The sequence below is a fragment of the Anderseniella sp. Alg231-50 genome (genome assembly GCF_900149695.1).
Taxonomy (GTDB): domain Bacteria; phylum Pseudomonadota; class Alphaproteobacteria; order Rhizobiales; family Aestuariivirgaceae; genus Anderseniella.
The window spans coordinates 108979-135039 of sequence record NZ_LT703007.1 but is presented as its reverse complement, the minus strand read 5'-3'; the positions used below and the strand labels follow the sequence as shown (position 1 = coordinate 135039).

The window sequence follows — 26061 nt, the reverse complement described above, 5'->3', positions numbered from 1 at the left end:
AAAAGAAGACGGAGAAGATCATGGCTGTTACAGCTCATATCAATCAATTTCACACAACAGCCCGTGCCGATGACAAGGGTCGCGGATTTTTCGCACGGCTGATGACCCGCATTTCACTGATAAGTGAAGCGCGCGCGATCCATCGCCTCGAGACCGAGGCAGCTCATTTGCTGGACTCAGGTCAACTGCGCCAGATCAAGGCCGATTTTGCCGCCCGCAAGGCAGCTGCACTGAAACAGGGCTGAATTGGACTTGCGCAGGGAAGGCCGACCACAGCGGATCCGGCAATAACCTGTATTCTGACACGACTGGAAACAAGGCTGGACAATATGAGTCCGGCCTTTTTTCTTGCTCTGGGAGCGTGTACCATTGCAAATATGAATGCTGCCCAAGTTTCTCCGCAAATAAACCGCATGAGAGAGTGGAGTGCAGTGCTTTGTCGTTCGCCGGTACCATGGGGGCTGGCGAAATCCATGATGGCGTAGAGGATAGCGTGTTGGTTAGAAAAGTGTTGTTGAAGTCCGGACTGTTTGCCGGCCTGGTAATGTCGGTACTGGTCTCAGGGTCGCCCGTGATGGCGGCAAGCGATATTGAGGACTGCCTTGGCAGGACACCCGCGCTTGAGCGGATAGGATCGTGTTCACGGGCAATTGAGTCGGGCCTGACCGGTAAGCAACTGGTCGATGCTCACACGGCGCGCGGTGTGACATATGGCCAGCTGGGTCAGCTCGACAATGCCATTACTGACCTGACCACTGCGCTGGACAACACCAAAGACGACGCCAACATATACATTGCCCGTGCCCGAGCGCTGTTCAACAAGCGCGATCACGACCGGGCAATGTTGGATCTGTTGGAAGCCATAAGACTGGATCCAACGAATTCGGTTCCGTTAAACCTGATGGGTAAAAACCACTTCATGCTCGCCAACTATGATATCGCATTGAAATTTTTTGGCGAAGCAATCGAGCTCGATCCAAATCACTACAACGCGTTTGTCAATCGGGCGACGACGTACTACCGGACAAACAAGCTGCCGGAAGCGATGAAAGACGTAAATGCTGCTTATCTGATGCTGCCGCCCGGTGACAGTCGCGGTAGAGGGTTGCTGCAACTGAAAGTGGCTATTGAACGCGCCTTCGCCTCGCAGCAGAACGTTGCACCAGCTTCCAATTGACCGAAACAACGTCTGCGCACCCAGCCAAAACGTAAAGAACTTTGCGAGAGCCAGGAGCCTCGCAAGGTATCAGTCCTGATACAGCAGGCAGCGATCTCAACCGCCAATCCGCCCGCCGGCTTTTTTCCGGGTCGCGACAATGGATGGACGTGGTGGCATGTCATTTGAGAAATCGGGCCAGCGGGTTGCCGGATCCTCAAACGTTGATTCTCTTTCAAATCCTTCAAACTCTTTGGTGCCGTCTGTGCCGGGGTGTTGTACGGGCAGAAAAACCGTTTCGAAATCCGGTGTAAAACAGGGGCCGCACATCTCCGCGCCGACCGGCACCCGGAAGAAGAGTTTCGCGGTGCCGCGCGCTGCGCCTTCCGTATCAACGGCATACAGGCCATCAGCTTTACCGGTCTTGGGCCAGTTCTTGCCTTGATCAGTGGCTACCCAAAGTCTGCCCTGATTGTCGATTGTACAATTGTCCGGAGACCCGAACCAGCCATCGGCAGAGGTGGCCGGGTTCCACAAGGAACCGACATCGGCGACCATGGGATCTCCGCACTTGATCAGTATCTGCCATGTGAACTGATCCGCTGAATGATCGCCGCCAGGCGTCGTCATTTCGATAATATGCCCAAACAGGTTGTCGGCACGCGGGTTGGCGTTGTCGATCTGGTCTTTCTTGCGCTTGTTGTTGTTGGTCAGCATGACATAAACTTTGCCGGTTTGCTCGTTGGGTTGAACATCTTCCGGGCGGTCCATCGGTGTTGCGCCAAGGGCTTTCGCGGCAAGCCTGGCGTCGATGAGAACCTGTGCCTGGCTTTCCCAGCCATTTTGGGGGACAAGCGGTCCGTTTCCGTAAACCAGGGGCAGCCAGTCCACCGTGCCATTTGCATTGAAGCGGGCAACCGAAAGCGTTCCTTCCGACAACAGTGCCATGTTGGCCTCCCGATCAGCCGAGATCTGGTTGGCGGAGATGAAGCGGTAGACGTATTCAAACCGCGCATCATCACCTGAATACACCACAGTGCGCCCGTCGGCGTTCACAATGCATTCGCAACCCTCATGTGCGAACCGCCCAAGGGCGGTGTGCTTTACCGGTGTGGAGGAGGGATCAAACGGGTCTATTTCGACCACCCAGCCAAACCGGTTTGCTTCATTGGGCTCCTTGTCCACGTTGAAACGGGACTGGTGCGCACCCCAGTTGTACCAGTTGCCCGGAAGGCCGTACCTTGCATAGCTGTCAGCCTGATCATCACCGAGCCCCTTTTTCCGGCGCACCTGCTTGTCGTCCTTGTCCACCATCTCATCTGTCCAGAAGTAACCGTGGAAATTTTCTTCTGCAGTCAGATACGTACCCCAGGGCGTGACCCCGCCGGCACAGTTGTTCAGGGTCCCGACAATGCGTTTGCCGGACGGATCGGCACTGGTCTGGAGCCGCCGGTGCCCGGCAGCAGGGCCGTCGGCTGACATTTCCGTATTGCTGGCGGAAATGCGGCGGTTGAATGCAGATGCAGGCACGGCGCGCCATTTGCCGTCACGCTGTTCAAGTTCCACGATACTGACACCGTGGGCGGCCATTTCGACCTCTACCAGCTGGGCATTGATCTCCGAGAAATCATTGTCCTTCGGCGACGCGGTCAGGCCGGGAAACATGACTTCCGGGTTGGTGTATTCATGGTTTACGCACATCAGCAGATTGTCCGGACGATCTGCAATCTTGAATATGCCGATATAGTCATTGTTGTAGCCGAACTGCCGGTGCTGGCGTGCGGCCGTTTGGGAACGTGGATCAAAGGCTTCGGAATCTTCAAAAAGGCCATCACCCCATCGCAGTAAAATGTCCGCCTCATACCCTTCCGCCAGGTGGTGATTTCCATCAATCCCCGCTTGCAATTCGTTGAAGTCAAATGCTGATGATGTGTTCTCCGTCGTGGCGGAGGCAGGCAAAGCAGCACCGCCCATCAGATATGAAACCGTCGTCACGGCCAGGGCGCCTTTCAACACATCGCGCCGGCCGAAGCGATGTTGGATAACGTCGCCAATGGTTGCCGTGTCCACGATGTGTGTTGGTGTGTCATCAGAGGCCTCGAACGCCTCTGCCTTGTTGCTGAATGATGGACTGTTCATGTTCGACACTGTTTCTTCACCTTCGTAAGGGCGCAATTGCGATGGATTTTCGTTTGTCGATTACTACCGAGTTTATGCGACAGGCCAATGAAGATGAAAGCGGCCTCGACCATGTCGACAGAAGCAGTTAGACTCAGCTCTTCAAGGCCCGTCAGGACCCAGTATTCCATGTGAGGACGATACAGTGTCAACCGAACTGTTACTGCCGCAGGTGACAATGCCTGGTCTCAGCTTTCGTGAATGGCAGGCCGGCGATGCCACGGCTTTGGCGCGCTTCATGACAAGGCCGGAATACAACCGCTGGCTGGCCGTGAAACTCGGCTCGGTGGCAGAAATCGATGTTGTCCTCAAACGCCATCTGGCCCGGCAGAAATCCCGCAATCGAAGGCATTTCAGGCTGTGCGCGGTTGATGCAGGTACCGGGGAACTGATTGCCGACGGTTTTATCTGGCTGCTTGGTGGTGGTGCTGCGGAAGTTGGCTGGGGTGTCGACCCGACGGTCTGGGACACCGGTGCCGGAACCATGATGGGCGAAGTGTTGTGCGCCATGGCCATCGAGCGTCTCGACGCAACCGAGGTGTGGTGCAAGGTCATGGCGCCAAATCTTGCGTCAGCCCGTATTGCCGGCAAGCTCGGGTTTTCAATGCAACGCACCGTGATGCCCGGATCGACTGGCCTCAATCGCGCCCATGATGTGGAAATCTACCGGCTGCTCGCAGAAGAGTATTTCGAGCGCGGCTATGCCATCTAGGCTTTCGCGCCCGGCAACGGGTGCGGTAATCGGGGCTGGCCCTGCCGGATTGATGGCGGCTGACGTCATGGCCAGGGCGGGGCTTCGAGTGACGGTCTTTGAGCGCATGCCGTCCGTTGGCCGCAAGTTCCTGATGGCGGGCAGGGGGGGCCTGAACCTGACCCACTCTGAACCCATTGATGGGTTTCTACAGCGGTATGCCGATGCATCCGCCTGGCTTGGTCCGGCCATCAAGCGGTTTTCTCCGGATGACCTGCGTGCCTGGGCTGATGGCCATGGCGAGGAGACATTTGTTGGATCGTCGGGCCGGGTGTTCCCCCGCAGTTTCAAGGCGTCGCCCCTGTTGCGGGCATGGTTGCGCGAACTGGATGAACTGGGTGTCGCATTCGAAACGCGCCAGCGCTGGACCGATTGGGGCCATGACGGTGTTCTGGGTTTTTCAGATGGCTCCCGCGTTGTCGCTGATGTATGCGTGTTGGCACTGGGAGGAGCCAGTTGGCCGCGTCTTGGCGCCGACGGCAGCTGGGTGTCGATACTGACAGGCAAAGGCATTGAGGTTGCACCGCTGGTTGCGTCTAACGCCGGTGTGGAATGCAAGTGGTCGGATATGACCGTTGCCCGCCATGCCGGAGCGCCACTGAAGCGCATTGCCCTGACGCTGGCCGGGCGCACGGTGCGTGGTGAGGCCATGATCAGCCGATCAGGACTTGAAGGCGGTGCGATCTATGCAGTGTCGCGCGAGTTGCGTGATTCCCTGTCGAACTCGGGTCAGTGTGACCTGCAACTTGATTTGCGCCCTGATCTTGATGTGAGCCAGCTGGCCGCAAGACTTGCCAAGGTTCCCCGCAAACAGTCGTTGTCCAACAGGTTGCGCAAGGCTGCCGGGATGTCGCCCCAGGCCATATCCGTGTGGCGCGATTGCGTTGATCCGGAGACTGTGCGCACAGATGACGAGCTTGCCCACAGTCTCAAGACGGTTAAGGTGAAGGTTACGGGGATTCGCTCGATTGACAGGGCGATCTCGTCAGCCGGTGGTATTGCGGCAGCTGAGGTGGGCGCAAATTTCATGCTGACAAAGCTGCCGGGCGTATTCGTGTGTGGCGAGATGCTGGACTGGGATGCGCCGACCGGCGGATACCTGCTGCAGGCCTGTTTCGCAACCGGGAAGGCAGCGGGCGAGGGCGCAGCGGCATTCGCCTGCAAGCAGGTCGAAACGGTCGCTGCCGGACCTGATTGAAAACTTCACCTTGCTCCTTGCATTTTTCATTGCGGGCCAACGAAAATTGAAACATCCTTCGGAGCATGACGTCGTCATGACATCGTGAAGGAGACAAGCCGATGACTGTTGCCGCCACGCCATTGCGTCCCAACCGCCTCGATCACCCGGAAATCCGCGCTGACCTGGCTGCCGCCTTCCGGTGGACCGCCCGGCTGAACATGCATGAAGGTGTCGCCAATCATTTCTCTGTCGCCGTGAATGAAGACGGAACGCAGTTCCTGATGAATCCCAACCAGATGCATTTTGCACGTATCAAGGCGTCTGACCTGTTGCTGCTCGATGCCAATGACCCCGATGCAATGAACCGGCCGGACGCGCCGGACCCCACTGCATGGGGACTGCACGGTGCCATTCACCGGTTGTGCCCGCATGCCCGGGTGGCGCTGCATGTACATTCCATTCATGCAACCGTGCTGGCCACGCTGGACGATCCGGGCCTGCCGCCGATCGACCAGAACTGCGCAGTGTTCTTCAATCGCTATGCGATCGACGACCAGTATGGCGGCCTGGCGTTTGAAGAGGAAGCCGAGCGTGCCTGCCGGCAACTGTCGGACCCGTCCAAAAAAGTGCTGATCATGGGGAATCACGGCATCATGGTCATCGGTAACACCGTCGCCGATGCGTTCAACCGCATGTATTATTTTGAACGTGCCGCCGAAACCTACATCAAGGCCTTGTGGACCGGCCGCAAACTGAAAGTACTGTCTGACGACGTGGCAGAAAAAACCGCGCGCGAGATCGAGGAGTATCCCGGTCAGGCTGACTGTCATCTGAACGAACTGAAGGCCATCCTCGACGACGAAGGCTCCGATTATGCCCACTGAGCGGGTACCCGAACCCGCACCGCGCAGCAAGTGGAACTATCACCCTGAACTGCCTCTGGCGGACAAGTCTATTTTCGCATGGCCGCCGGATTTCGGATTCCTGGCTCGCTGGTTCGCGCGCAACTGGCTGTCACTGAGCGAACGGGTGCTGTTGCTGCTGATCTCGATTGCAGCGTGGTATTTTCTCTATCCTGGCCTGGAGGATGCAAGGACATTCGCGCCCGGCTGGATCATCCAGACCTGGCTGGTCAACATGGGACTGATGCTGGCCGTTGCCGGATCGCTGCACTGGTATTTCTACATCAGGCGGGGGCAGGGGAAAAAGCTCAAGTTCGACCATCGCGACATGACCAGCGGCAGCCGGACGTTTGCCTTCAAAAACCAGGTGCACGACAACATGTTCTGGTCTCTGGGCAGCGGTGTCCTGTTCTGGACGGGGTTCCAGGTGGTGACCTGGTGGGCAATGGCCAACGGATACCTGCCGACCACAAGTTTTACGGCTAACCCCATATGGTTCCTGGCCTTCTTTGTATTGGTGCCGATCTGGTCGGCTTTCCATTTCTACTGGGTACACCGCTTGCTGCATGTGCCGTTTTTCTACCGGCATTTTCATTCTCTGCATCATCGCAATGTCAGCGTCGGCCCGTGGTCCGGTGCATCCATGCATCCGGTCGAGCATCTTTTGTACTTCTCATCGGTCTTGATCCATGTGGTAGCCGCATCTCATCCGCTCCATGTGATCTACCATCTGCATTACCAGGCGCTGGGTGCGGCCATGACCCACACCGGCTATGAGGACCTGCTGATCAGGGACAAGCGAAGACTGGCGCTGGGCACCTTCTATCACCAGCTGCATCACCGGTTTTTCGAGTGCAATTACGGCAACCAGGAAATGCCGTGGGATCGCTGGTTCGGGACGTTTCATGATGGTTCCGATGAAGCAACCCGCGTGATCCGCGAAAGGAAGCAGCGCATGCATGCTGCAGTTAGGTGAACCTCATTCCTGCAGGTCGTGGCGTGATCTGCTATTTTGGTGTCGTACATTGAACTGCACCAATGCAGTATTCAGATACTTCTAGCGCTTTAGCCGGAGCTCAACCGCCATGTTCCTGTCCGTATTCGATATCTTCAAGATCGGCGTCGGCCCATCCTCGTCCCATACGATGGGGCCGATGACGGCGGCGGCGCGGTTCCTGGATGACCTGCGCTCCGGCAAGACGCCGATACCCGGCTCCGGTGCACCGTCCCACGTGCAGTGCACATTGCACGGCTCGCTGGCGTTTACCGGCAAGGGCCATTCTACAGACCGGGCAGTGATACTGGGCCTGTGCGGTTTTGAACCCGCCACCATTGATCCTGATCATGCTGAGGCGGCTCTGGCGGAGGTTGCGAAATCCCGCACCGTAGAGCCCGAAGGCCTGGAGCCGTTGAAGTTCAACCCGGACGAGGATCTGGTTTTTGACTACGGGCCGCCGCTGGAAGGTCATGCAAACGGCATGGTGCTGCGGGCATTCGATGCTGCCGGCGCCCTGCGGCTGGAGGAAACCTATTACTCCATCGGTGGCGGATTCATCCTGACCGCGGACGAACTTGCGGATTTGGATCGAACACCGGCAGGTCTGAAAACGGCGAAGAAGCAGGCCGGTTACCGGTACCCGTTTTCAACCGCGCAGGAAATGTTGGCGCTGGGCGCGAAACACGGCAAGACCATTGCTGAAATGAAGCGCACCAACGAGCAGGCTCATATCGATCCGTCGCACCTGAATGAGCGCCTCGACGGTATCTGGAAAACCATGTCGGGCTGCATCGATCGCGGGCTTCGCGAGGACGGCATCCTGCCCGGTGGCCTGAATGTGCGCCGGCGTGCGAAAAAGATACATGAGCGTCTGGTTGAACAACGCGGTTCAAACATGGCGCAGCCGCATGTGGCCAATGACTGGATGTCGGTCTACGCCATGGCGGTGAACGAGGAAAATGCCGCCGGCGGCAAGGTGGTGACATCGCCAACCAATGGCGCGGCCGGCGTAGTTCCTGCGGTGATGCGCTATTACCGCGATCACTGCATCGGTTCCAGTGACGAAGGCCTGCGGACGTTTCTGCTCACTGCTGCCGCCATCGGCGGACTGATCAAGCACAATGCATCGATTTCAGGCGCTGAAGTGGGTTGCCAGGGTGAGGTCGGCTCAGCCGCCGCAATGGCCGCGGCGGGGCTGTGTGCAGCCCTCGGCGGCAGCAATGAGCAGGTCGAAAATGCTGCTGAGATAGCTCTGGAACATCATCTCGGCATGAGCTGCGACCCGGTCGGCGGCCTGGTACAGGTGCCCTGTATCGAGCGTAACGGCCTGGGTGCCATCAAGGCGGTGTCGGCGGCATCGCTTGCGCTGCATGGTGACGGCCAGCATTTCATGCCACTGGATAATTGCATCGAAGCCATGCGCCAGACCGGCGAAGACATGTCGGAGAAATACAAGGAGACCAGCCTCGGCGGTCTCGCGGTGAACCTGCCGGAGTGTTGAGACCGGCGCTGTTTGAAGAAACATTGTCTCGCTCACGCAAGCAGCCTGACGGCTGCGCTCCGCGGGGGCGCACTTCGTGCGGCGGCCGGTCGGCCTTGCCCCGGCACTTCGTGTCGGGGTTTATTCCGCTCACGCCAGCAGCCTGACGGCTGCGCTCCGCGGGGGCGCACTTCGTGCGACGGCCAGTCGGCCTTGCCTCGGCACTTCGTGTCTCGGAGGAGTTCATCACAAGGGTTGTTCAGGGTTGGAGAACGGCGCGAAGCACGAAGTGCTGAGTAAAGCTGTTCGACCACCAATAAAGTGCCAACTGGCCCGTGCCTTGCTAAGTTCTTAATGGGACGTAGCGATGGTGTATCAAAAAGGCACGGTTTCGACATGCTCTACAAAATGTTCAAGGTCGGTAAATGGGTGATTATCGCGGATTTGTCTGCCGGAGTGGCAATTAATGCAGCCTGGGCAATGGGACTGATCAACCCGCTTGGCTGGGGCGCGAACCTGGCCACCGCCATTCAGACAACCCTGCACTGAAACCCGCCGACCCCTTCCACAAAACCTTCCATCAGGTCACCGCGCGCCACAGGGCCGACCCCTGACGGGGTGCCCGACATGATCAGGTCTCCTGCCGCCAGTTCAAACAGCCCGGACAGGTAGGAAATCATTTCCGGCACTTTCCAGACCATCTGGTTCAGGTCTCCCTGCTGGCGAACTTCTCCATTGACCTTGAGCCTGACTGCTCCCGCGTCCGGATGCCCTGCCTGAGACACAGGCACGAGCCCGGTCATGGGGGCTGAGTGGTCAAACGCCTTGCCGATCTCCCACGGACGTCCCGCTTTTTTCATTTCGCCCTGCAGGTCGCGGCGTGTCATGTCGAGACCGGCACCATAGCCATAGACATGGCCCAGCGCGTCATCCAGCGCGATGTCCCTGCCGCCGGATTTGAGCGCTACGATCATTTCAATCTCGTGATGGACATCGTTTGAGGCAGACGGGTAGGGGAAAGTAATCTCGCCGCTGCCATTGGCAGTGACGATGTTCTCCGGGCACTTTAGAAAGAAGAACGGGTCTTCCCGGTCCGGATCGTGTCCCATCTCGATGGCATGCGCCGCATAATTGCGGCCAACGCAGTAGACCCGGCGCACCGGGAACGTGTCGGCGGTACCGGCGACGGGCAGGGTGGTGCGGATGGGATCAGGTATGACGAATGACATGGCGGGCAGGCTCTCGTGCGGGTTCAAGGAAACTGGTCTTGGGTTTAGCTCCTTGCTCACCCGCGCGATAGTCTCATTTCGTCCTGTGAGGGTGGTGTTGTGCCGTATTCACACCCTGCACCTGCCTACACAAAGATGAACACATCATCCGGATTTGGCTGTGTGGTAAGATCGATGCCTGCGACAGTGACCTGATCGATGCCATTGAAGTCGACAATGGTATCGGTTCCGTCAAAGCTGAAGCCGGTAAAGCCGGTGTTCGATGCAAGGCCGTAGGCAGACACATCAATCCGGTCGGCGTCGGCCACACTGAAGTCGGTGATCGTGTCTGATCCGTCACCGGCGGCAAACACGAAGGTGTCGGCACCGGCAAGGCCTGTCAGCGTATCATTGCCGCCAAGTCCTATGATCAGATCATCGCCGGTGGTGCCGGAGGCTGTGTCAGCCAGGGCCGTGGTTCCGATTCTGGCCACCGCGCCGATGGTTTCATAGGTCCAGCTTGAACCGTCGGCGAACTCGATGGTTTCAATTCCCCAGTTTGCGATGGAATAGAAGTGCCATTTGTCGGTGATGACCTGACCGGTCGTCACGTCCGTGATGAACAGGTCATTGGCGGACTTGGACAATTGCACGTCCACGGCATTGAGGTCGGTAAACCGCAGAATGTCACCGATTGCGTAAACGCCTTCGTCAATGATGTCATCACCGTCACCGGATGAGTAGACATAGACATCGTCGCCGGCCTTGCCCTTCAGCGTATCGTTGCCGGCCAGGCCGGAAAGCGTGTCGGCCGATGAACTGCCGGTGAGGGTTTCGTTGCCTGACGTGCCGCGTATCCAGGCATTGGCGGCGATGGTTGCATAATCCATGGACGAGCTGTCCGCGAACTCGATTGTCTCGATGCCGTTGTTGGGCGTTACGAAGAAGTGCCACTGGTCGGTAATGACCTGTCCGGTGGTCAGATCGGTGATCAGCAGAGTGCTGCCTGACCTGGATAACTGCACATCTGCGGCGTTGAGATCGGTAAGTCTGAGAATGTCGCCAAGCCCATATGCACCTTCGTCAATGATGTCGTTGCCGTCACCGGAGGTGTAGACATAGACGTCCTCGCCAGCCTTGCCTTTCAGCGTATCGTCACCTGCGCCACCGATAAGCGTGTCAGCCGATGAGCTGCCGGTGAGGGTTTCGTTGCCTGACGTGCCGCGTATCCAGGCATTGGTGGAGATGGTTGCATAATCCATGGACGAGCCGTCCGCGAACTCGATTGTCTCGATGCCGTTGTTGGGCGTCACGAAGAAGTGCCACTTATCGGTAATGACCTGTCCGGTGGTCAGATCGGTGATCAGCAGAGTGCTGGCTGCCCGGGACAACTGTACATCTGCGGCATTGAGATCGGTAAACCTGAGAATGTCACCGAGCCCGTAGGCACCTTCGTCAATGATGTCGTTACCGTCCCCGGAGGCGTATATGTAGATATCTTCGCCGGCTTTGCCCTTTAAGGTATCGTCTCCGCCAAGCCCCTGGATGACGTCGTCGCTGGATGATCCATTGATGGTGTCCAGCCCGGGTGTACCTGGATGGGTGACGGTAGGATCAACAGGAGGACCATTGGCTGCAAGCGCGTCGATGAGATCCTGCTTGGTCCAGACGGTTGTGGTGACACCATCGACAAACTCGTAAAAATCGATGGTCTGGTGAACGCCGCTTGCAAGCGCGTTGAGCAGGGTGATCTTGTCGGTGGTGCCGGTAAAGGTGAGCTCCACATCATTGGTGCCTTCGACCGTCGTCACGATAACGTCTTCGACCAGATACCCGTTTATGATCAGTCGGTCATCATTGCTGAGGCCGTCGCCATTGTCGGCAATGGTGTCGTGGCCGTCGCCTGCATTGTAGATGTAGGTATCGTCACCCTTGCCGCCATCGATAGTATCATTGCCGAGGCCGCCGGTGATGATGTCATCGACATCCGAGCCCGCAATCACGTCATCGCCGGACGTGGACTGTACCGCCATGACGGCAGCGCTGAGACCGGTTGTATCCCATGTCACTCCTTCGTCGACAAACTCGATCAGGTTGATGCCCCTGAAGGATTTGCTTGATGCAAGCGGGTCGATCAGCGAAATCCGGTCTCCCGTTCCCGTGAACACCAGGTCGATCTGGTTCATGCCGTTGATGATCTCGACCGTCGTTTGCGCACGTGTATAGCCGCTGATCTTCAGAATATCGGCATAGTCCAGGCCGTCGCCGAAGTCATGGATGGTGTCGTGGCCGTCGCCTGCATTGTAGATGTAGGTATCGTCACCCTTGCCGCCATCGATGGTGTCATTGCCCAGGCCGCCGGTGATGATGTCATCGACGTCCGAGCCGGTAATCACATCCTCGCCCGACGTGGACTGTACCGCCATCACCGCTGCGCTGATATCGGCCAGTTCCCAGATTACGCCTTCATCAACGAATTCGATCCGGTTTATGCCTCTGGCAAAGGCGAAAGAACCAAGCGGGTTGATCAACGATATCCGGTCACCATCGAGCGTGAAGACCAGGTCAATCTGGTTCATGCCGTCGACGATCTCGATACTGGTCTGCGCCCTGGTATAACCACCGATCTTCAGGATATCGGCGGTATCCAGGCCGTTGCCCTGATCATGGATGGTGTCGTGGCCGTCGCCGATATTGTAAAGGTAAGTGTCATTTCCTTCGCCGCCGTCGATGAAGTCGTCTCCGACATCGCCGGACAATACATCTGCACCGCCATGGCCATGGACGCTGTCATTGCCGGCACCTGCAGAAATGATGTCAGCAGTATCAAAGCCTTGCAGGTCATCGTCACCTGAGGTGACTTCCCGCAGCAGGATCTGGGCGGCCATATCTGACGTGGTCCAGAGCGTGCCGTCGGCCTCGAACTCGTAACTCTCGATCTGGTTCAGGTAATTGCCGGTCAACCCACGTACCAGGGTAATGCTGTCTGTCGAACCTGCAAACGTCAGCAGGATGTTTTCCGTTCCTGCAACTCTCTGGGCGATGGTCTGGGTGCTGAGATAGTCGGAAATAATCAGTTTATCTGCATGGTCGAGCCCGTTGCCGGTCTCGGTGATGGTATCCTGGCCATCGCCCTGTCCAAACCGGTAGGTATCATTATTGGTGCCGCCGTCCAGCCGGTCATTGCCGGCACCGCCGCTGATATCATCTTGTCCGTCGCCGCCGGTAATGTCGTCATCGCCGGCACCGCCGTCAATGATGTCGGCGACACTGGAACCGGTTATCTGGTCATCGCCCGATGTAGCCTGGGCCGCCACGACCAGGGCACTGAGATCGGCTGTATCCCAGGTTACACCTTCGTCGACAAACTCGATCAGGTTGATGCCTCTGAAGGATGGGACCGAGGCAAGCGGGTCAATCAGCGAAATCCGGTCGCCTGTTCCGGTGAACACGAGGTCAATCTGGGTCAATCCGTCTATGATCTCGATGGTTGTCTGCGCTCTGGTATACCCGGTAATCTGCAGCAGGTCGCCGGTATCGATTCCATTGCCAAAATCGTGGATTGTGTCGTGACCGTCACCTGCGCTGTACAAGTAGGTGTCATTACCAGCCCCGCCGTCGAGGAAATCATCTCCCAATCCGCCGGACAGTGTGTCCGCCAGGCCTTCGCCCCAGATCAGGTCGTTGCCGCCAAGTCCGTTGATGATGCCTGACCCGGTGATGATATCGGCGCCTTCGGTAATCTGGCCGTCCACCAGGCTTTGCGCGATGCTGACAGGTGTCCAGGTTGCATCAAGAAACTCGTAGGTCTCGATAGCGCTGAAGGTTTTGCCGCTAAGCGCGTTGATGATGGTGATCTGATCGGTCGACCCTGCAAAGGTCAAAACGATGTCGTTGGTGCCCGCAGGACGCGTGACTATGACATCGGCCACATTATAGCCAATGACCAGCTTGTCGTTCCTGTCCAGGCCGGATCCTGTGTCCTGGATGGTGTCTATGCCGTCGCCGGGATTGAATATGTAGGTGTCGTCGCCCCAACCGCCATCGATTGTGTCATTGCCGGCTCCGCCGTCAATCGTGTCGTGTCCGCCGCGGCCAAAGACGGTGTCGTTGCCTTCGCCTGCGTCGATCACATCACTCCAGGTGTCATACTGGCTGTCGATACCGTAGATCGTATCGTCGCCCGCGGTCTGCTGCTGGGTCACCAGGGTGGTCATGATGGCATCCCAGCCGATGCTGTCGACAACCTGTCCCTGCGCATCGGTAAACTCGAGCGTTTCGATGCGGTCAGACCAGATAATGTCGAAGATATAGCTGTTGTATCCGAGCAACTGGTTGGTGAGGGTGATGGTGGAACCGTCACTCAGGCTGACCAGCACGTCATTGTCGGTCGCACCGAAGCTGAAGCTCACGTCACTCGACGTGATGCCGGCACCGAACTGCAGCTTGTCTGCTGCTGTGGTGATGACGTCGTACTGGTTGTCTTCGATGACGTCGTTGCCGTCACCCAGGTTGTAGACGTAGGTGTCACCGTCATCACCGCCCGACAGGTAATCATTGCCGCCATTGCCGATCAGCGTGTCGGCACGATGGTCGCCGACAAGGCTGTTGTCATTCGCATCACCGGTGGTGACGATATCCAGAACATCTTCCCAGGTGAGCACCGTCCCGTCACTGAAGACAAACTGTTCCACACGATCAAACCACGCGATACCGAACAGGCTGAACAGGTCGATCCGCAGACCGTTGAACTGATCGGTAATCAGTATTGTGTCGGACGCACCCGCAACGTTCGGGTCGTCGTCTATCGAGATCAGCAGGTCGCGGGTACCTTCGACGCCACTGAAGGTGACATCGGCAGCCGTGATGCCTGCGCCGAAGGCGAGATAGTCATCGCTGCCAAGGGCCTGACTGCCTGGCAGGATATTCAGCAATATCTCCTGATAAAGCTGATTGTCCTCGATCGTGTCGTGGCCGGACCCGTATCCGAACTGGTATATGTCCCCACTGTCTCCGCCCGACATCCAGTCATTGCCGGCGCTGGCGCTGAACAGGTCTCCGGTTCCGTAGCCGTATATCAAATCATCGCCGGAGGTCGTGTAGTCTTCGATCACCCATTGTTGCACAGTACCCCAGTCGACCGGGGCATCCTGGTTGGATGCAAAGGCCTCGATCCGCTGATCGAGCGCATATTCATTGTCATAGCCGTAGGTTGAGTAGGCAAACTGGCCGACCAGCGTCAGTGAATCGTTCTCCGCTCCCGGCGTCGTGAAGGTAATGGTCAGGTCATCGCTGTCCGCGATGCGGGTGAACTGCATGTCGTCCAGCGACAGGCCGTCGGTGAGCACCAGCAAGTCCTGGCGGTCGTTGAACGGATTGAGCATCTGGTCTTCGATGATGTCGTGACCGCTGCCGAGGCCGAACACGTACATGTCGCCGCCGTCGCCGCCGCGCAGGGTGTCGTTACCGGTGCCGCCGTTGAGCTGGTCATCGAACGCCGTGCCGTCCAGGATGTCATCCTGGCCATCCACACCGCGGCCAACGGCTTCGCCGATTTCGACAGCCTCAAAAATGCTGCCGTCGGCAAACTGGATGTCTTCAATTCCCCAGTTGGCTGAAACCTGACGGCCGGACTGGGCAAAGTCCGGCGTGGTGTACTGGTTTTGCACGGTGATGGTTTCACCCGTTGCGGTGACCGTTACTACCAGGTCAACGCCATTGCGCGCCAAAGTTACGTCTTCCGGGTTGAGGTCGACCAGTCGCAACCGGTCGCCCCACGGGGTGGCGCCGGGTTCGGCATCGATGATGGTGTCGTGGCCTATGCTGCCCTGTTCAAAGATGTAGGCGTCCTGGCCATTGCCGCCGGTGTAGGTTTCATCTGCCGATGTGCCGACATAAACGTGCACACCGCCATCCTCGGTGCGGTTGAAGGCGCCGTCCAGATGAATGTTGTCATAGCCCAGTCCACCGACCAGCTCTGCCAGGGTCAATGCATCTGTGCTGTCATGGGCGCGCACCAGTTGGCCGATGACAAAGTCGGTGCGCATGTCGATGCCGTCCGAGCGGTCCATGATAGAGATGGCAGCGGCCAGGGCAGGGGCGAAATCATCCTGCCAGGCTGTCAGCGCCTGTGCGGCATCAATGGGCAGGGCAGCAAAGAAGGTCAGGAACGTGTCGGCCAGCGCATTGGTATTGTCGGCCTCGAAGATGTCCTTGTCCAGGTTATAGGTGATACCGCTGAGGTATCCGGCATACTGTGCCTGGAACAGCAGGCGCGCGGTTTGCGTGGCAACAGCTTCTTCCCACACCAATTGCAGTTCGCCGACATTGGTATCCAGAATGTCACCGGTGACGATGTCGCGCGGTGCCAGTTCCATGTCGGCTGCGGTTTCCAGGTATGCCAGTTTGCGCAGGTCAAACCCTTCGCTTCCCAGCGGCGTTGCTGTTTCAGCCGTCACTCCGGCCCATTCATACAGGATGCTTTCCACATCGCTTCGGTAGGATTGCCAGTCAAGCGAACCTGCCAGCAGGGTAAAGTCGTCCACCAGCGTCAGCAGCGTGGCGGTCAGTGTCATCTCGGTGCGCAGGTCCTTGATGTTGCCGAAGCCGCGAATGCTGGGCAGCGCCAGGGCGGCAGCGGAAATGGTGACGTCGCCGAGGTACTTGCTGTCCACCTGGTTGGCATCGAACCATACGTCTCCGGCAATCGAGGTGCTGCCGTCGGCAAAGGTGACGTCGGCCACTTCGCGTATTTCATTGCCGCCGGACAGGGTTACCTCCGGATCACGTCCGGTCAGGGAAATCGCCACGATACCGTGCATGGTCAGATCGTTCAGCTCACCTGCATCGACTACCCCGTTCTGGTTGAGGTCCTGCCAGATCAGCAGGTCGGCGAACTGGGCATCAAGCGCATCGATCACGCCGTCACCATTGCTGTCATAGGCCGCCAGGGCGGTGAGGCCGGAGGTTTCCGCATCACCGAACAGTTCACCGATATCGTTGATCTGGCCATCGCCATTGAGGTCGATTGCCAGCAGACCGTCGTCTTCACGCACCCAGCCGGTGCGTTCGCCGAATCCGTCGGCGTCCAGGTCGAAATAGACATCGCGCTGGTTCTGCCGGGTCAGGTCAAGCCCGTCCTTGTCCAGGTCAATCACCAGCGGGTCGAAGTTTCCGGCGCGCACCCCGAAGCCTTGCTGCAGGGCAAGATCGATGAAGCCCTTGAATCCGCGGCTGGAGCCGTCCGCCTCGCGATAGTCTACCGAAAAGACGGTGATCAGGCCGGTGCCGAGGCCGGTGTCAAGATTCATCTCATAGTCTGCGACACCGATAAACCCGCCTTTGCCCTGGCCCATCTCAGCGACCAGATAGCCATCCTCGCTCATGCCATAGCGCATCCAGCTCATGAATTTCACATCGAGCGCAAAGAGCGACCAGAACTCGGTAAATTTGCTGGCAAGTGTCGGGAATCCCATCAGAATTGCCGAGAAAGGCTGCCAGTATGAGTAACCGCTTTCCTGCCAGGAAAAGCTGACGCCGCCGGTCAGGGAGAAAGCGCCGAAGTCGATTGTGTCCTGGTCCGTCGCATCTTCTACTCGAGTATTCGGTCCCAGTTCGAAGTGATCGTGTCCGCCGCCGCCGTAGACCTCGTTGACGGCACCGGAAGTGTAGATGGTGTCGTTTCCTTCGCCGCCCTTAAGTATTGCCTGTGTCTTGCCGGCGCGGATGATGTCATCGCCGTCACCGCCGTCGACCGTGTATGTGGCGGGCCCGGTCAGAAGGCTTGCGCCGGCGTCACCTGACGAATTCGCAGCGGCCATAAGGGCCGCCATCGGGTCCCCACCGGCATTCTCACTCCCTGTCGACGCAACCGAAATCACATCTGCACCACCGGAGCCGATGATATTTTCGAAGCTCTCGAGCTCAACCTGGGGATCAAGAAACCCCTTACCCTGCTTCACAACAGTGCCAAGGTCCAGTCCTAAGATGGTATTGTTTTGATACAGCGAAAATTCATGATCGCCATAAAAATAATACTTGCCCGTACTCAAATCCTGGCCGTAATGAATCGATGCTTCAGAATTCGAGAAGTCGAGGGTATCAGGTGAAGTCGATGAGGAAGAGCCGACTATTTTCTCAATATTGTAAAGATAATCGGCGCCTGGCGTCCAACTCTTGTCGATCTCCGCAACAAAATTAGCGATTGAATCTTTGGCATAGAAGATGACTTGAATAGGGTCAGCATTCGCATAGGAAACGGTATCGTAGTCAGTTCCTCCATCAATCAGATCAGAATCGAAGAACGGATTCTCAAAAAGTGATGCATCAGATGCTATGATAAGATCATTACCCGCGCCGGCATGAATAAGATTGTCTCTAGTTGTTGCTTGCAGGGTATCCGCGCCCGAACGTCCAAGGACAATGTCAGAAAAAAGGAAACTGTTTGCAAAGGTCAGTACGGCGGAACTGAGAATATTGCCTACGAAGACAGGCGTAACAAGCTCTTCACCATAGAGGTTCCGGAAAAACGTAGTCGCGCTCTCTGCTACAGCTTGCAGATTACTGATTTCAATGGTGCTGGAATTTCCAAAGGAGACGCCCCAAAGCACCTGCAGACCTTCAACAATGTCCGTAACGGGAGACCCTGTTGCGGCCGATAAAGCATGAGTTGCAGAACGGATCATCGCGAAGAAGTCATAACCGTCTGATGCATCGGTGATCACATTATTGAAGAACTGAGGCGACCCTAGAGCCGGAAACAGAATATTGCCCGACCAACCGGCGTTGCCAACATTTGGCAACTCTCTGGCGACCGCTTTTATATCCAGATCTCCCATTTCCTGCTGGTCCGGCAGACGCTTATTGTCCCTAATGAAGTTAAATACGTCGTTCGCAATCCCATCTGAAGCTCCATTCATATCTTCTTGAGAGACCGTAATGCCGGTCCTTATGTAACTTTGTTCAGATGTATACTCTCGAATGAATACACCGAACGCTCCCTCACCACGATTGGCCTGTACGGCAGCCAAGAACCAGCTCCAGATACCATTATCAACACCCCCGGCAGGCCCGTTTGCGGGATCAGAGCCTTGAGATATCAGGTGCAGAATATAATCATAAGCGCCCGAGTTGGGCCGCGATGGAAAGTTGTATGGCGGGTTGCCATTTCCCGCAGCAAGCAAGTCAATCTCGGCAATTTGCGCATCTGAAAACTGAAATGTCATTGGTCTTCCCTCTCCGCTGCTTTGTTGGGGAAACTTACTACCGTCCCTAAAGTCTAAATTGACCTCTCGAGCATTTGCCAACCTCCATGCTTGTGAGACTGCAATGCGTCACAGCACGAAAATTGAAGCAGAAAACGGATGTTGGAAAACGACTGCATTCAGATCACATGCCTGCGTATCAACTGTGTTTTACGCAGCAGGCGGTGGTTTCTCGCAGACAGTAATCATGTGCAACGCTCACTCCCCAGTTAAGTGCTGGGGCAAATGGTTAACGTTACGCCGCCTGTCGTCAAGTGGGAAAATCAGTATTGGTTCTGTTTTGTAGAAATAGATCGCCAATTTGAGAATAATCGGCAGGCGTCATTAAATAATCACATTAATAGGGTTAGGAAAAACAACTATTAGAGCCTGAAAATATGACCAGACAACCTGCGGTTGATGCGATGTCTGGGTGTGCAGTCTGTTGACTTAGAGCCGGCCCGCTTTCCCTCACATCCGAGTGCCGCCACCTCATTGTCGTAAAAGAACGACTTGTTCTTTTTAACGAACAGTTCTATATGTCATTCCAATTGATCGTTTTAACGAACGGACTGGAGTGACCTGACCATGCGCTACTATCCTGTGTTTCTGGACCTTGAAGCAAAGACCGTCGTCATTGTCGGCGGCGGGGCCGAGGCTGCGCAGAAGCTGCGCCTGATGGCCAAGACGCCGGCGCGGATTGTGGTCATTACGCCGTTTGCCGAGCGGGAGCTTTCCACCGAGATCGATGCTGCCGGTGCCTGCCTTATATCGCGCGACTTCGATGCTGACGACCTGCATGGCGCGGCGCTGGTGTTTGCCTGCGGTCTGGACGAGGCTGACGAGGCATTGGTTCACGCCGCAGCGACCGAGCGTAACATCCAGATCAATGTGGTCGACAAGCAGGACAAGTGCTCGTTCCTGACGCCGTCCATCGTGGACCGCGGATCACTCACCATTGCCATCGGCACCGAAGGTGCAGCCCCGGTTCTGGGACAGGGCATCAAGGCCCACCTGGAAGCCATGCTGCCGCCGTCCATCGGATCGCTGGTCGACAAGGCCTCCGCTTTGCGGCCACGTGTGGCCCGGGCACTGGACAAGGGCAGCCCGCGCCGTGATTTCTGGCGCTCGTTCTTCTTTGGCGACATCCGTTCCGCGTTCGACCGTGATCCTGAAGCCGGTTTCGAACAGTCCGTGGATGACGCACTGTCGGGAGATAAACGCGAAACAACCGGTTCCGTATCTCTTGTGGGTGCCGGTCCCGGCGACGCCGACCTTTTGACCCTGAAGGCGCAGCGCCGCCTGCTTGATGCCGACGTGATCGTCTATGACCGTCTCGTCGGTCCCGGGGTGCTGGAATATGCCCGCCGTGATGCCGAACGCATTGATGTCGGCAAGGCGCCCGGCAAACTGTCGGTCAGCCAGACCCGCATCAACGACATTCTCATAGAACATGCCAGCGCCGGAAAACGCGTGGTGCGCCTGAAAGGTGGCGATCCGTATGTGTTCGGCCGTGGCGGCGAAGAACAGGCGGCTCTCGTTGCAGCCGGTATTCCTGTCGACGTGGTGCCGGGCATCACCGCAGCCGTGGCCTGTGCCGCTGAAATCCGCCTGCCGCTGACCTGGCGCGGTGAAAACCGCAGCTTCACCGTGATGACCGGCACCGCCGGAGATGGCGCGGCGGATCATGACTGGGCCGCGCTGGCCAAACCCGGCGCTGCGTTCTCCATCTATATGGGCGTGCGCCAGGCAGGCCACATCCAGCGCAAACTGTTGGGTGCCGGTATTGCCGAAGACACACCCGTCGTGGTGGTCGAGAACGGCACCCGGCCAGACCAGAAGACGGCGGTGGGGACCATCGCCACGCTGACCAGAACACTGGCTCTGGGTGCCATCAAGGGTCCGGCCATCATCTATGTCGGCCTCGACCCGGCGCGTTCCGATGTTCTGGACGCACAGATTGAAACGCAGGCCGCAGCAGAAGAAAGGATCGCGTCATGAACGATGTAACCGAAGACTGCAGTGAATACGTGGTGACCGCCAACGAAGTCTTGTCCGGTGACACGGTGTTTCGCACTGCTGATGAAAAATGGGTGCGCGGCATTGACGGCGCAGCCGTGCTGAAGTGCGAGGACACCGGTTTCGTGGCTCTCGGCGAAGCGCAGAAGGATGAGAACGCCAACATCGTCATGGGTGCCTACCTGGTTGAGGTGTCGCGTGAAGGCGGTGCCGTGCGCCCGGTACACATCCGCGAGCGCATCCGGGCGCTGGGCCCGACAGTGCGCGCCGACCTGGCACAGGTGGCGCAAGGATTTTCGACAAGCGAGGTAGTGGACCAATGAACGTGCACGTGACGCCAGAACCCAACATGTACCGCTATGACGAGTTTGACCGCAACTTCGTCGATGCCCGTGTCGCGCAGTTCCGCGACCAGGTGGCGCGCCGTCTCGACGGCACCATCACCGAGGACGAGTTCAAGCCCATGCGGCTGATGAACGGCCTGTATCACCAGCTTCACGCCTACATGCTGCGCGTCGCCGTGCCGTACGGCACCATGTCGTCGCGCCAGCTCAATGTGCTGGCCGATATCGCCGACAAGTACGACCGCGGCTATGGCCACTGGACCACGCGCCAGAACATTCAGTACAACTGGATAAAGCTGGAGGAAACCGCCGACATCCTGGACAGGCTGGCTGGTGTCGAGATGCACGCCATCCAGACGTCCGGCAACTGCATCCGCAATACAACCACCGACGCCTATGCCGGTGCGGCTGCCGATGAACTGGCCGACCCGCGCCCGGTGTGTGAGCTGATCCGTCAGTGGTCGAGCCTGCATCCCGAGTTCACCTACCTGCCGCGCAAGTTCAAGATCGCCGTGACCGGGTCGCCCAACGACCGGGCCGCTGTCCGGGTTCATGATATCGGCCTGCGCATGCACCTGAATGAAAAGGGTGAGCGTGGCTGGGAAGTGCTGGTCGGCGGCGGGCAGGGGCGCACCCCCATGGTTGCCGTAACCGTGCGCGACTGGCTGGCTGAAGCCGACCTGCTGCCGTACCTGACCGCCGTCATGCGGGTCTACAACCTGATTGGCCGGCGCGACAACAAATACAAGGCGCGCATCAAGATACTGGTCCACGAAATGGGTGCGGAAGCATTTTCCGCCGCCGTGGAAAAGGAGTTTGCCGAGGCGCCGAAGGAGACCGTCGAGGTCGACGCGCGTGAACTGGCGCGTATTTCGTCATACTTCGCACCGCCGGCGTGGGAAACCCTTGCCGCCTTCGTGCCCGAGATCGAGGAAAAGAAACTGGCCGATCGCGACTTCCGGCAGTGGCTTTCAGCCAACACGGCGGCCCACAAGGTGCCGGGCTACACCATAGTCAATGCCTCTTTCAAGCCGACCGGCGGTATTCCCGGTGATGCCACGTCCGGCCAGATGCGCGCTGTCGCAAGCCTTGCCGATGAATATTCCTTCGGCGAGGTTCGCGTCACCCATGCGCAGAACCTGACCATGCCGCATGTGCGGACCAGGGATCTGATCGAGGTCTGGGAAAAGTTGAAAGAACAGGGTCTGGCGGAAGCCAATATCGGCCTCATCGGCGATATCATCTCCTGTCCCGGTCTGGATTACTGCGCGCTGGCGACTGCCCGCTCGATTCCGGTTGCGCAGGAGATTTCAACCCGCTTCGCCGACATCAAGAAGCAGCATGATGTCGGGCCGCTGAAGCTGAATATATCGGGCTGCATCAATGCCTGCGGCCATCACCATGTCGGCCATATCGGCATTCTCGGCGTCGACAAGAAGGGCAAGGAATTCTACCAGATCACGCTCGGTGGCTCGTCTGCTGAAAATGCATCTATCGGCAAGATCCTTGGTCCCGGCTTCGGGGCTGATGACATTGCCGGCGCGGTTGAAACCGTCGTCGATACCTATCTGAACGTGCGTGAGCAGGGCGAAGAATTCCTGCACACCTACCGCCGCCTCGGCGCGGCCCCTTTCAAGGAGGCTCTTTATGCCGGTAATTGAAAACAACACATTCGTTGATGATGCCTGGACCCACCTGCAGGATGGTGACAGTGCCACGGACCGCAGCATGATCATTGTGCCGCTGGCCCGCCTTGAAGAGGTGCTGGCCGACTGGCCCGCCGACCATCGCGGTCTCGGTGTCGACGTGCCCAATGATGTCGATGTAGACCAACTCACCCCGCATCTGGCCCGGCTCGACATTGTCACGCTGAACTTCCCCGGCTTTGCCGACGGCCGGGCATTTTCGCAGGCCCGCAGCATTCGCCATACCGACCATTTCAGCGCCACCATCCGCGCCCGCGGCAGCTTCCTGCCGGACCAGTACGGGTTCCTGCTGCAGTCGGGCGTCGACAGTTTCGAGGTGTCTGACCGGTTCGCGCTGGAAGAATGGGTCCGCCATGCCGATACGGTGCCGGCAACCTATCAGCGCGATTATGCAACGGGAGGCCTGGCTACGCGCCCTTTCGCTGAAGCGGGCGTCCGGCGGGATCAGCCTCACTACGGATAGCTCACAAAAACGGTTTAAAGCCATGACCAATGACCATGATCTTGCCCGTCATCACGGGTTGGAAGGCGATGTTCTTGTCACGTCGCTGCACCGGGAGTTTGGCGACCGGCTGGCGCTGGTGTCGTCGTTCGGCGCGGATTCCGTTGTGCTTCTGCACATGGTCGCCTGTGTCGATCAGGCGATACCGGTGATCTTCCTGGATACCGGCAAGCACTTCTGGCAGACAGGCTACTATCGCTCGAAGATCATCGATCTTTTGGGTCTGAAGGATGTCCGCATCATCAGGCCTCACACTGGCGATGTCGCACTGCTGGATCCGCATGGCACCCTGTCTGGCACTGATCCGGACGCCTGCTGCGACATCCGCAAGGTGCGCCCGCTGGAGCACGCCCTTGAGGGTTTCGATGCGGTGTTGTCCGGGCGCAAGCGCTATCACGGTGAAGGCCGCGACAGTCTCGTCTCTGTCAGCCGTGACGGCAGGGGCAGGGTGAAGGGCGAACCGCTGGCAGGCTATGACGCTCAGGCCATTGCCGGCTACCTCAAACAGCACGACCTGCCGACCCATCCGCTGGTCGAGCAGGGGTATTTTTCAATCGGTTGCGCCGACTGCACCAAGGCCGGCGGCTCGGCGGATGATCCGAGAGCCGGACGCTGGGCCGGGCGGGACAAGACCGAATGCGGCATTCATCTAGGCGCCGACGGACAGTTGGTGCGCACACAACAAAACGGAGTTTGAAGACTATGGGCGTGATCAATGTGATCGACCACGAGGGCAGGGCGCACGAGCTGGAAGCGGTCGAAGGCTGGCGGGTGATGGAAATCATCCGCGAGCACGGCCTGCCCATGGAGGGCCTGTGTGGCGGTGCCTGTGCGTGCGCCACGTGTCACGTCTATGTCGACGGTGACTGGCAGGGAAAATTGCATGAACCGCGCGATGACGAGGACGCCATGCTGGATGAGGTGCCGACCGTGTCGGACAGTTCGCGGCTGTCGTGCCAGTTGATCTATTCAACCGAGCTGGATGGTCTGACCGTTACGCTGGACCGGGAACTGGTGCAGGCCAAGGCGGCCTGAGCCGCGATGCCATGACATTGGGGTGGAAACTTATGACGGGGCTTCGTGCACAGATACAAGTGCCAGTGCTGCCTGCTTTGCGTCCTGTGCCGGGCTTTCGGTATGCTTCATGTGGGCTGTGACGATTGCGCCTTCGGCCAATAGCAGCAGTTGCCTTGCCAGCTGATCGGGGTGCGCCAACCCAGCGGCCTTGGCGAGGTTTGCGAAGTGGGTTTCCAGCATGCGCTTATGGTCGGCCGACTGCTTGTGGATCGGGTGGTCGCGATCCTGGTATTCAGACGATGCCTTGATAAACATACATCCGCGGAAGTCCGGGTCATCGAACCATTCCTGCAATTCGTCGAACATGGCGATCAGCTGGTCACGCGGATTGTCGGCAAGTTCCTCGATGCGGCGGTAGACCCGGTTACGGAAGATGTCGTCACGCAGGCGCAGTACCGCCAGGATAAGGTCCTCCTTGGAGCGAAAATGCTTGTACATGGACGTTTTGGATATCCCGGTTTCCGCCGCCAGCATGTCCATGCCGGTTGCGTGAAAACCGTTGCGGTAAAACGCCTGCAGGGCCTTGTGAACCAGCTCGTCGCGCTTCGATGGTCGCATATGATGCCTCCAGAATTGACTGATCAGTACACTAAAAATGTGAAAAATGTCTAGCCAACTTGCTGAAAATGCCTGCCTGCTACCGTAATCGCTCAAAATTTGGCGTTGTTGCTCACATGTTTGTGTGTTTTTGCCTCTTGCGTAGATGCTTGGGGAGTCTATGGTGAATTCAAACTGTACAGATCGGTAAATAAACCTCTGCCGATGCTCCAGCACACCTCGCAGGATACCCGTCTTTCATCGTTTCAGGAAAAGGATGCACCCATGAACCGCCCGCCGCTTCCGCCATTTACCGAAGCAACAGCACTCCAGAAAGTCCGGGCGGCAGAGGACGGTTGGAATTCACGCGATCCGGCCAAAGTGGCGCTTGCCTACACACCGAATACCCGGTGGCGTAACCGGTCCGACTTTATCAACGGGCGCGACGAGGTCGAGGCGTTCCTGACCGCCAAGTGGAAACGTGAAAACCAGTATCGCCTGATCAAGGAACTGTGGACTTTTGCCGGCAATCGCATTGCCGTGAGGTTTGCCTATGAATGGCATGATGACAGCGGCAACTGGTTTCGGTCTTACGGCAATGAAAACTGGGAGTTCGATGCAGACGGACTGATGCAGGTTCGCCACGCCAGCATCAACGACCTGCCGATAGCCGCCAACGACAGAAAATTCAGATGGCCGCAGGGCCGCCGGCCTGATGATCATCCGGACCTGTCCGACCTCGGACTGTAGCGACATTCGGCTGCGCCATAATCAACACCACC

At 57.9% G+C, this 26061-nt stretch carries 19 protein-coding genes and 1 pseudogene; 15 read left to right on the top strand and 5 right to left on the bottom strand.

Features of this window, described 5'->3' with window-relative positions:
- Positions 1-20 precede the first annotated feature (20 nt).
- Both DHN55_RS20635 and DHN55_RS20630 read left to right on the top strand, forming a co-directional pair.
- Positions 21-245 carry a hypothetical protein gene (locus tag DHN55_RS20635; protein ID WP_337660617.1) on the top strand — a complete coding sequence of 75 codons (225 nt, stop codon included), beginning with the start codon at positions 21-23 and terminating at the stop codon, positions 243-245.
- Positions 246-493: 248 nt separating this feature from the next.
- On the top strand, positions 494-1177 hold the full coding sequence (locus tag DHN55_RS20630; protein WP_337660616.1) for a tetratricopeptide repeat protein: 684 nt from the start codon (positions 494-496) through the stop codon (positions 1175-1177).
- A 96-nt stretch (positions 1178-1273) separates the two neighbouring features.
- On the opposite strand, the gene DHN55_RS20625 is transcribed toward DHN55_RS20630, so the two are convergent.
- Positions 1274-3295, bottom strand: coding sequence for an alkaline phosphatase PhoX (locus DHN55_RS20625; protein ID WP_108883444.1), 2022 nt, complete (start codon positions 3293-3295; stop codon positions 1274-1276).
- Between the two features lie 217 nt (positions 3296-3512).
- Between DHN55_RS20625 and DHN55_RS20620 the strand changes: the two genes are divergently transcribed.
- The 6 genes from DHN55_RS20620 to DHN55_RS22550 all read left to right on the top strand — a co-directional run bounded on the left by DHN55_RS20620 (position 3513) and on the right by DHN55_RS22550 (position 9193).
- Positions 3513-4046, top strand: coding sequence for a GNAT family N-acetyltransferase (locus tag DHN55_RS20620; protein WP_337660615.1), 534 nt, complete (start codon positions 3513-3515; stop codon positions 4044-4046).
- Entirely contained in the window at positions 4036-5283 is a 1248-nt protein-coding gene (locus tag DHN55_RS20615) for a TIGR03862 family flavoprotein (RefSeq protein WP_108883442.1), read from the top strand. Before DHN55_RS20620 ends, DHN55_RS20615 begins: the two co-directional genes overlap by 11 nt.
- A 101-nt stretch (positions 5284-5384) precedes the next feature.
- Complete coding sequence (locus DHN55_RS20610) at positions 5385-6149, top strand: class II aldolase/adducin family protein (RefSeq protein WP_108883441.1); 765 nt, start codon at positions 5385-5387, stop codon at positions 6147-6149.
- Entirely contained in the window at positions 6139-7143 is a 1005-nt protein-coding gene (locus DHN55_RS20605; RefSeq protein WP_108883440.1) for a sterol desaturase family protein, read from the top strand. Before DHN55_RS20610 ends, DHN55_RS20605 begins: the two co-directional genes overlap by 11 nt.
- Before the next feature lie 109 nt (positions 7144-7252).
- Entirely contained in the window at positions 7253-8665 is a 1413-nt protein-coding gene (locus DHN55_RS20600) for an L-serine ammonia-lyase (RefSeq protein ID WP_108883439.1), read from the top strand.
- A gap of 375 nt (positions 8666-9040) precedes the next feature.
- A complete protein-coding gene (locus DHN55_RS22550; protein ID WP_337660614.1) occupies positions 9041-9193 on the top strand; it encodes a hypothetical protein in 153 nt (50 codons plus the stop codon).
- Here the strand turns inward: DHN55_RS22550 and DHN55_RS20595 are convergent.
- The 3 genes and pseudogenes from DHN55_RS20595 to DHN55_RS22650 form a co-directional block, all read right to left on the bottom strand.
- Positions 9175-9873 carry a fumarylacetoacetate hydrolase family protein gene (locus DHN55_RS20595; protein ID WP_108883438.1) on the bottom strand — a complete coding sequence of 233 codons (699 nt, stop codon included), beginning with the start codon at positions 9871-9873 and terminating at the stop codon, positions 9175-9177. The two genes, DHN55_RS22550 and DHN55_RS20595, sit on opposite strands and share 19 nt — an antisense overlap.
- A gap of 125 nt (positions 9874-9998) precedes the next feature.
- Complete coding sequence (locus DHN55_RS20590; protein ID WP_337660613.1) at positions 9999-17813, bottom strand: calcium-binding protein; 7815 nt, start codon at positions 17811-17813, stop codon at positions 9999-10001.
- Positions 17814-18194: 381 nt separating this feature from the next.
- A pseudogene (locus DHN55_RS22650) lies at positions 18195-18536 on the bottom strand (hypothetical protein); the annotation flags it as partial.
- A gap of 1146 nt (positions 18537-19682) precedes the next feature.
- Here DHN55_RS22650 and cysG point away from each other — a divergent pair.
- From cysG to DHN55_RS20560, 6 genes are read left to right on the top strand one after another with little or no spacing between them, the layout of a single operon-like run.
- Positions 19683-21095, top strand: a complete 1413-nt coding sequence (gene cysG / locus DHN55_RS20585) for a siroheme synthase CysG (protein WP_108883436.1) — start codon at positions 19683-19685, stop codon at positions 21093-21095.
- The gene (locus tag DHN55_RS20580; RefSeq protein WP_108883435.1) at positions 21092-21436 is read left to right on the top strand and encodes a DUF2849 domain-containing protein; all 345 of its coding nucleotides are present in this window, start codon (positions 21092-21094) and stop codon (positions 21434-21436) included. The genes cysG and DHN55_RS20580 overlap by 4 nt, the downstream gene beginning before the upstream one ends.
- Positions 21437-21462: 26 nt before the next feature.
- Complete coding sequence (locus DHN55_RS20575; protein WP_108883434.1) at positions 21463-23118, top strand: nitrite/sulfite reductase; 1656 nt, start codon at positions 21463-21465, stop codon at positions 23116-23118.
- A complete protein-coding gene (locus DHN55_RS20570; protein WP_108883433.1) occupies positions 23105-23626 on the top strand; it encodes a DUF934 domain-containing protein in 522 nt (173 codons plus the stop codon). Before DHN55_RS20575 ends, DHN55_RS20570 begins: the two co-directional genes overlap by 14 nt.
- Positions 23627-23648: 22 nt before the next feature.
- Entirely contained in the window at positions 23649-24362 is a 714-nt protein-coding gene (locus DHN55_RS20565) for a phosphoadenylyl-sulfate reductase (RefSeq protein ID WP_337660612.1), read from the top strand.
- Between the two features lie 5 nt (positions 24363-24367).
- Positions 24368-24700: a 2Fe-2S iron-sulfur cluster-binding protein gene (locus DHN55_RS20560; RefSeq protein ID WP_108883431.1), complete on the top strand. Its 333-nt coding sequence runs from the start codon at positions 24368-24370 to the stop codon at positions 24698-24700.
- Between the two features lie 30 nt (positions 24701-24730).
- Here the strand turns inward: DHN55_RS20560 and DHN55_RS20555 are convergent, their stop codons facing one another.
- Entirely contained in the window at positions 24731-25300 is a 570-nt protein-coding gene (locus DHN55_RS20555) for a TetR family transcriptional regulator (protein ID WP_108883430.1), read from the bottom strand.
- A gap of 264 nt (positions 25301-25564) precedes the next feature.
- On the opposite strand from DHN55_RS20555, the gene DHN55_RS20550 reads away from it, so the two are divergent.
- Positions 25565-26029 carry a DUF1348 family protein gene (locus tag DHN55_RS20550; RefSeq protein ID WP_108883636.1) on the top strand — a complete coding sequence of 155 codons (465 nt, stop codon included), beginning with the start codon at positions 25565-25567 and terminating at the stop codon, positions 26027-26029.
- The last annotated feature ends 32 nt before the right edge of the window (positions 26030-26061 follow it).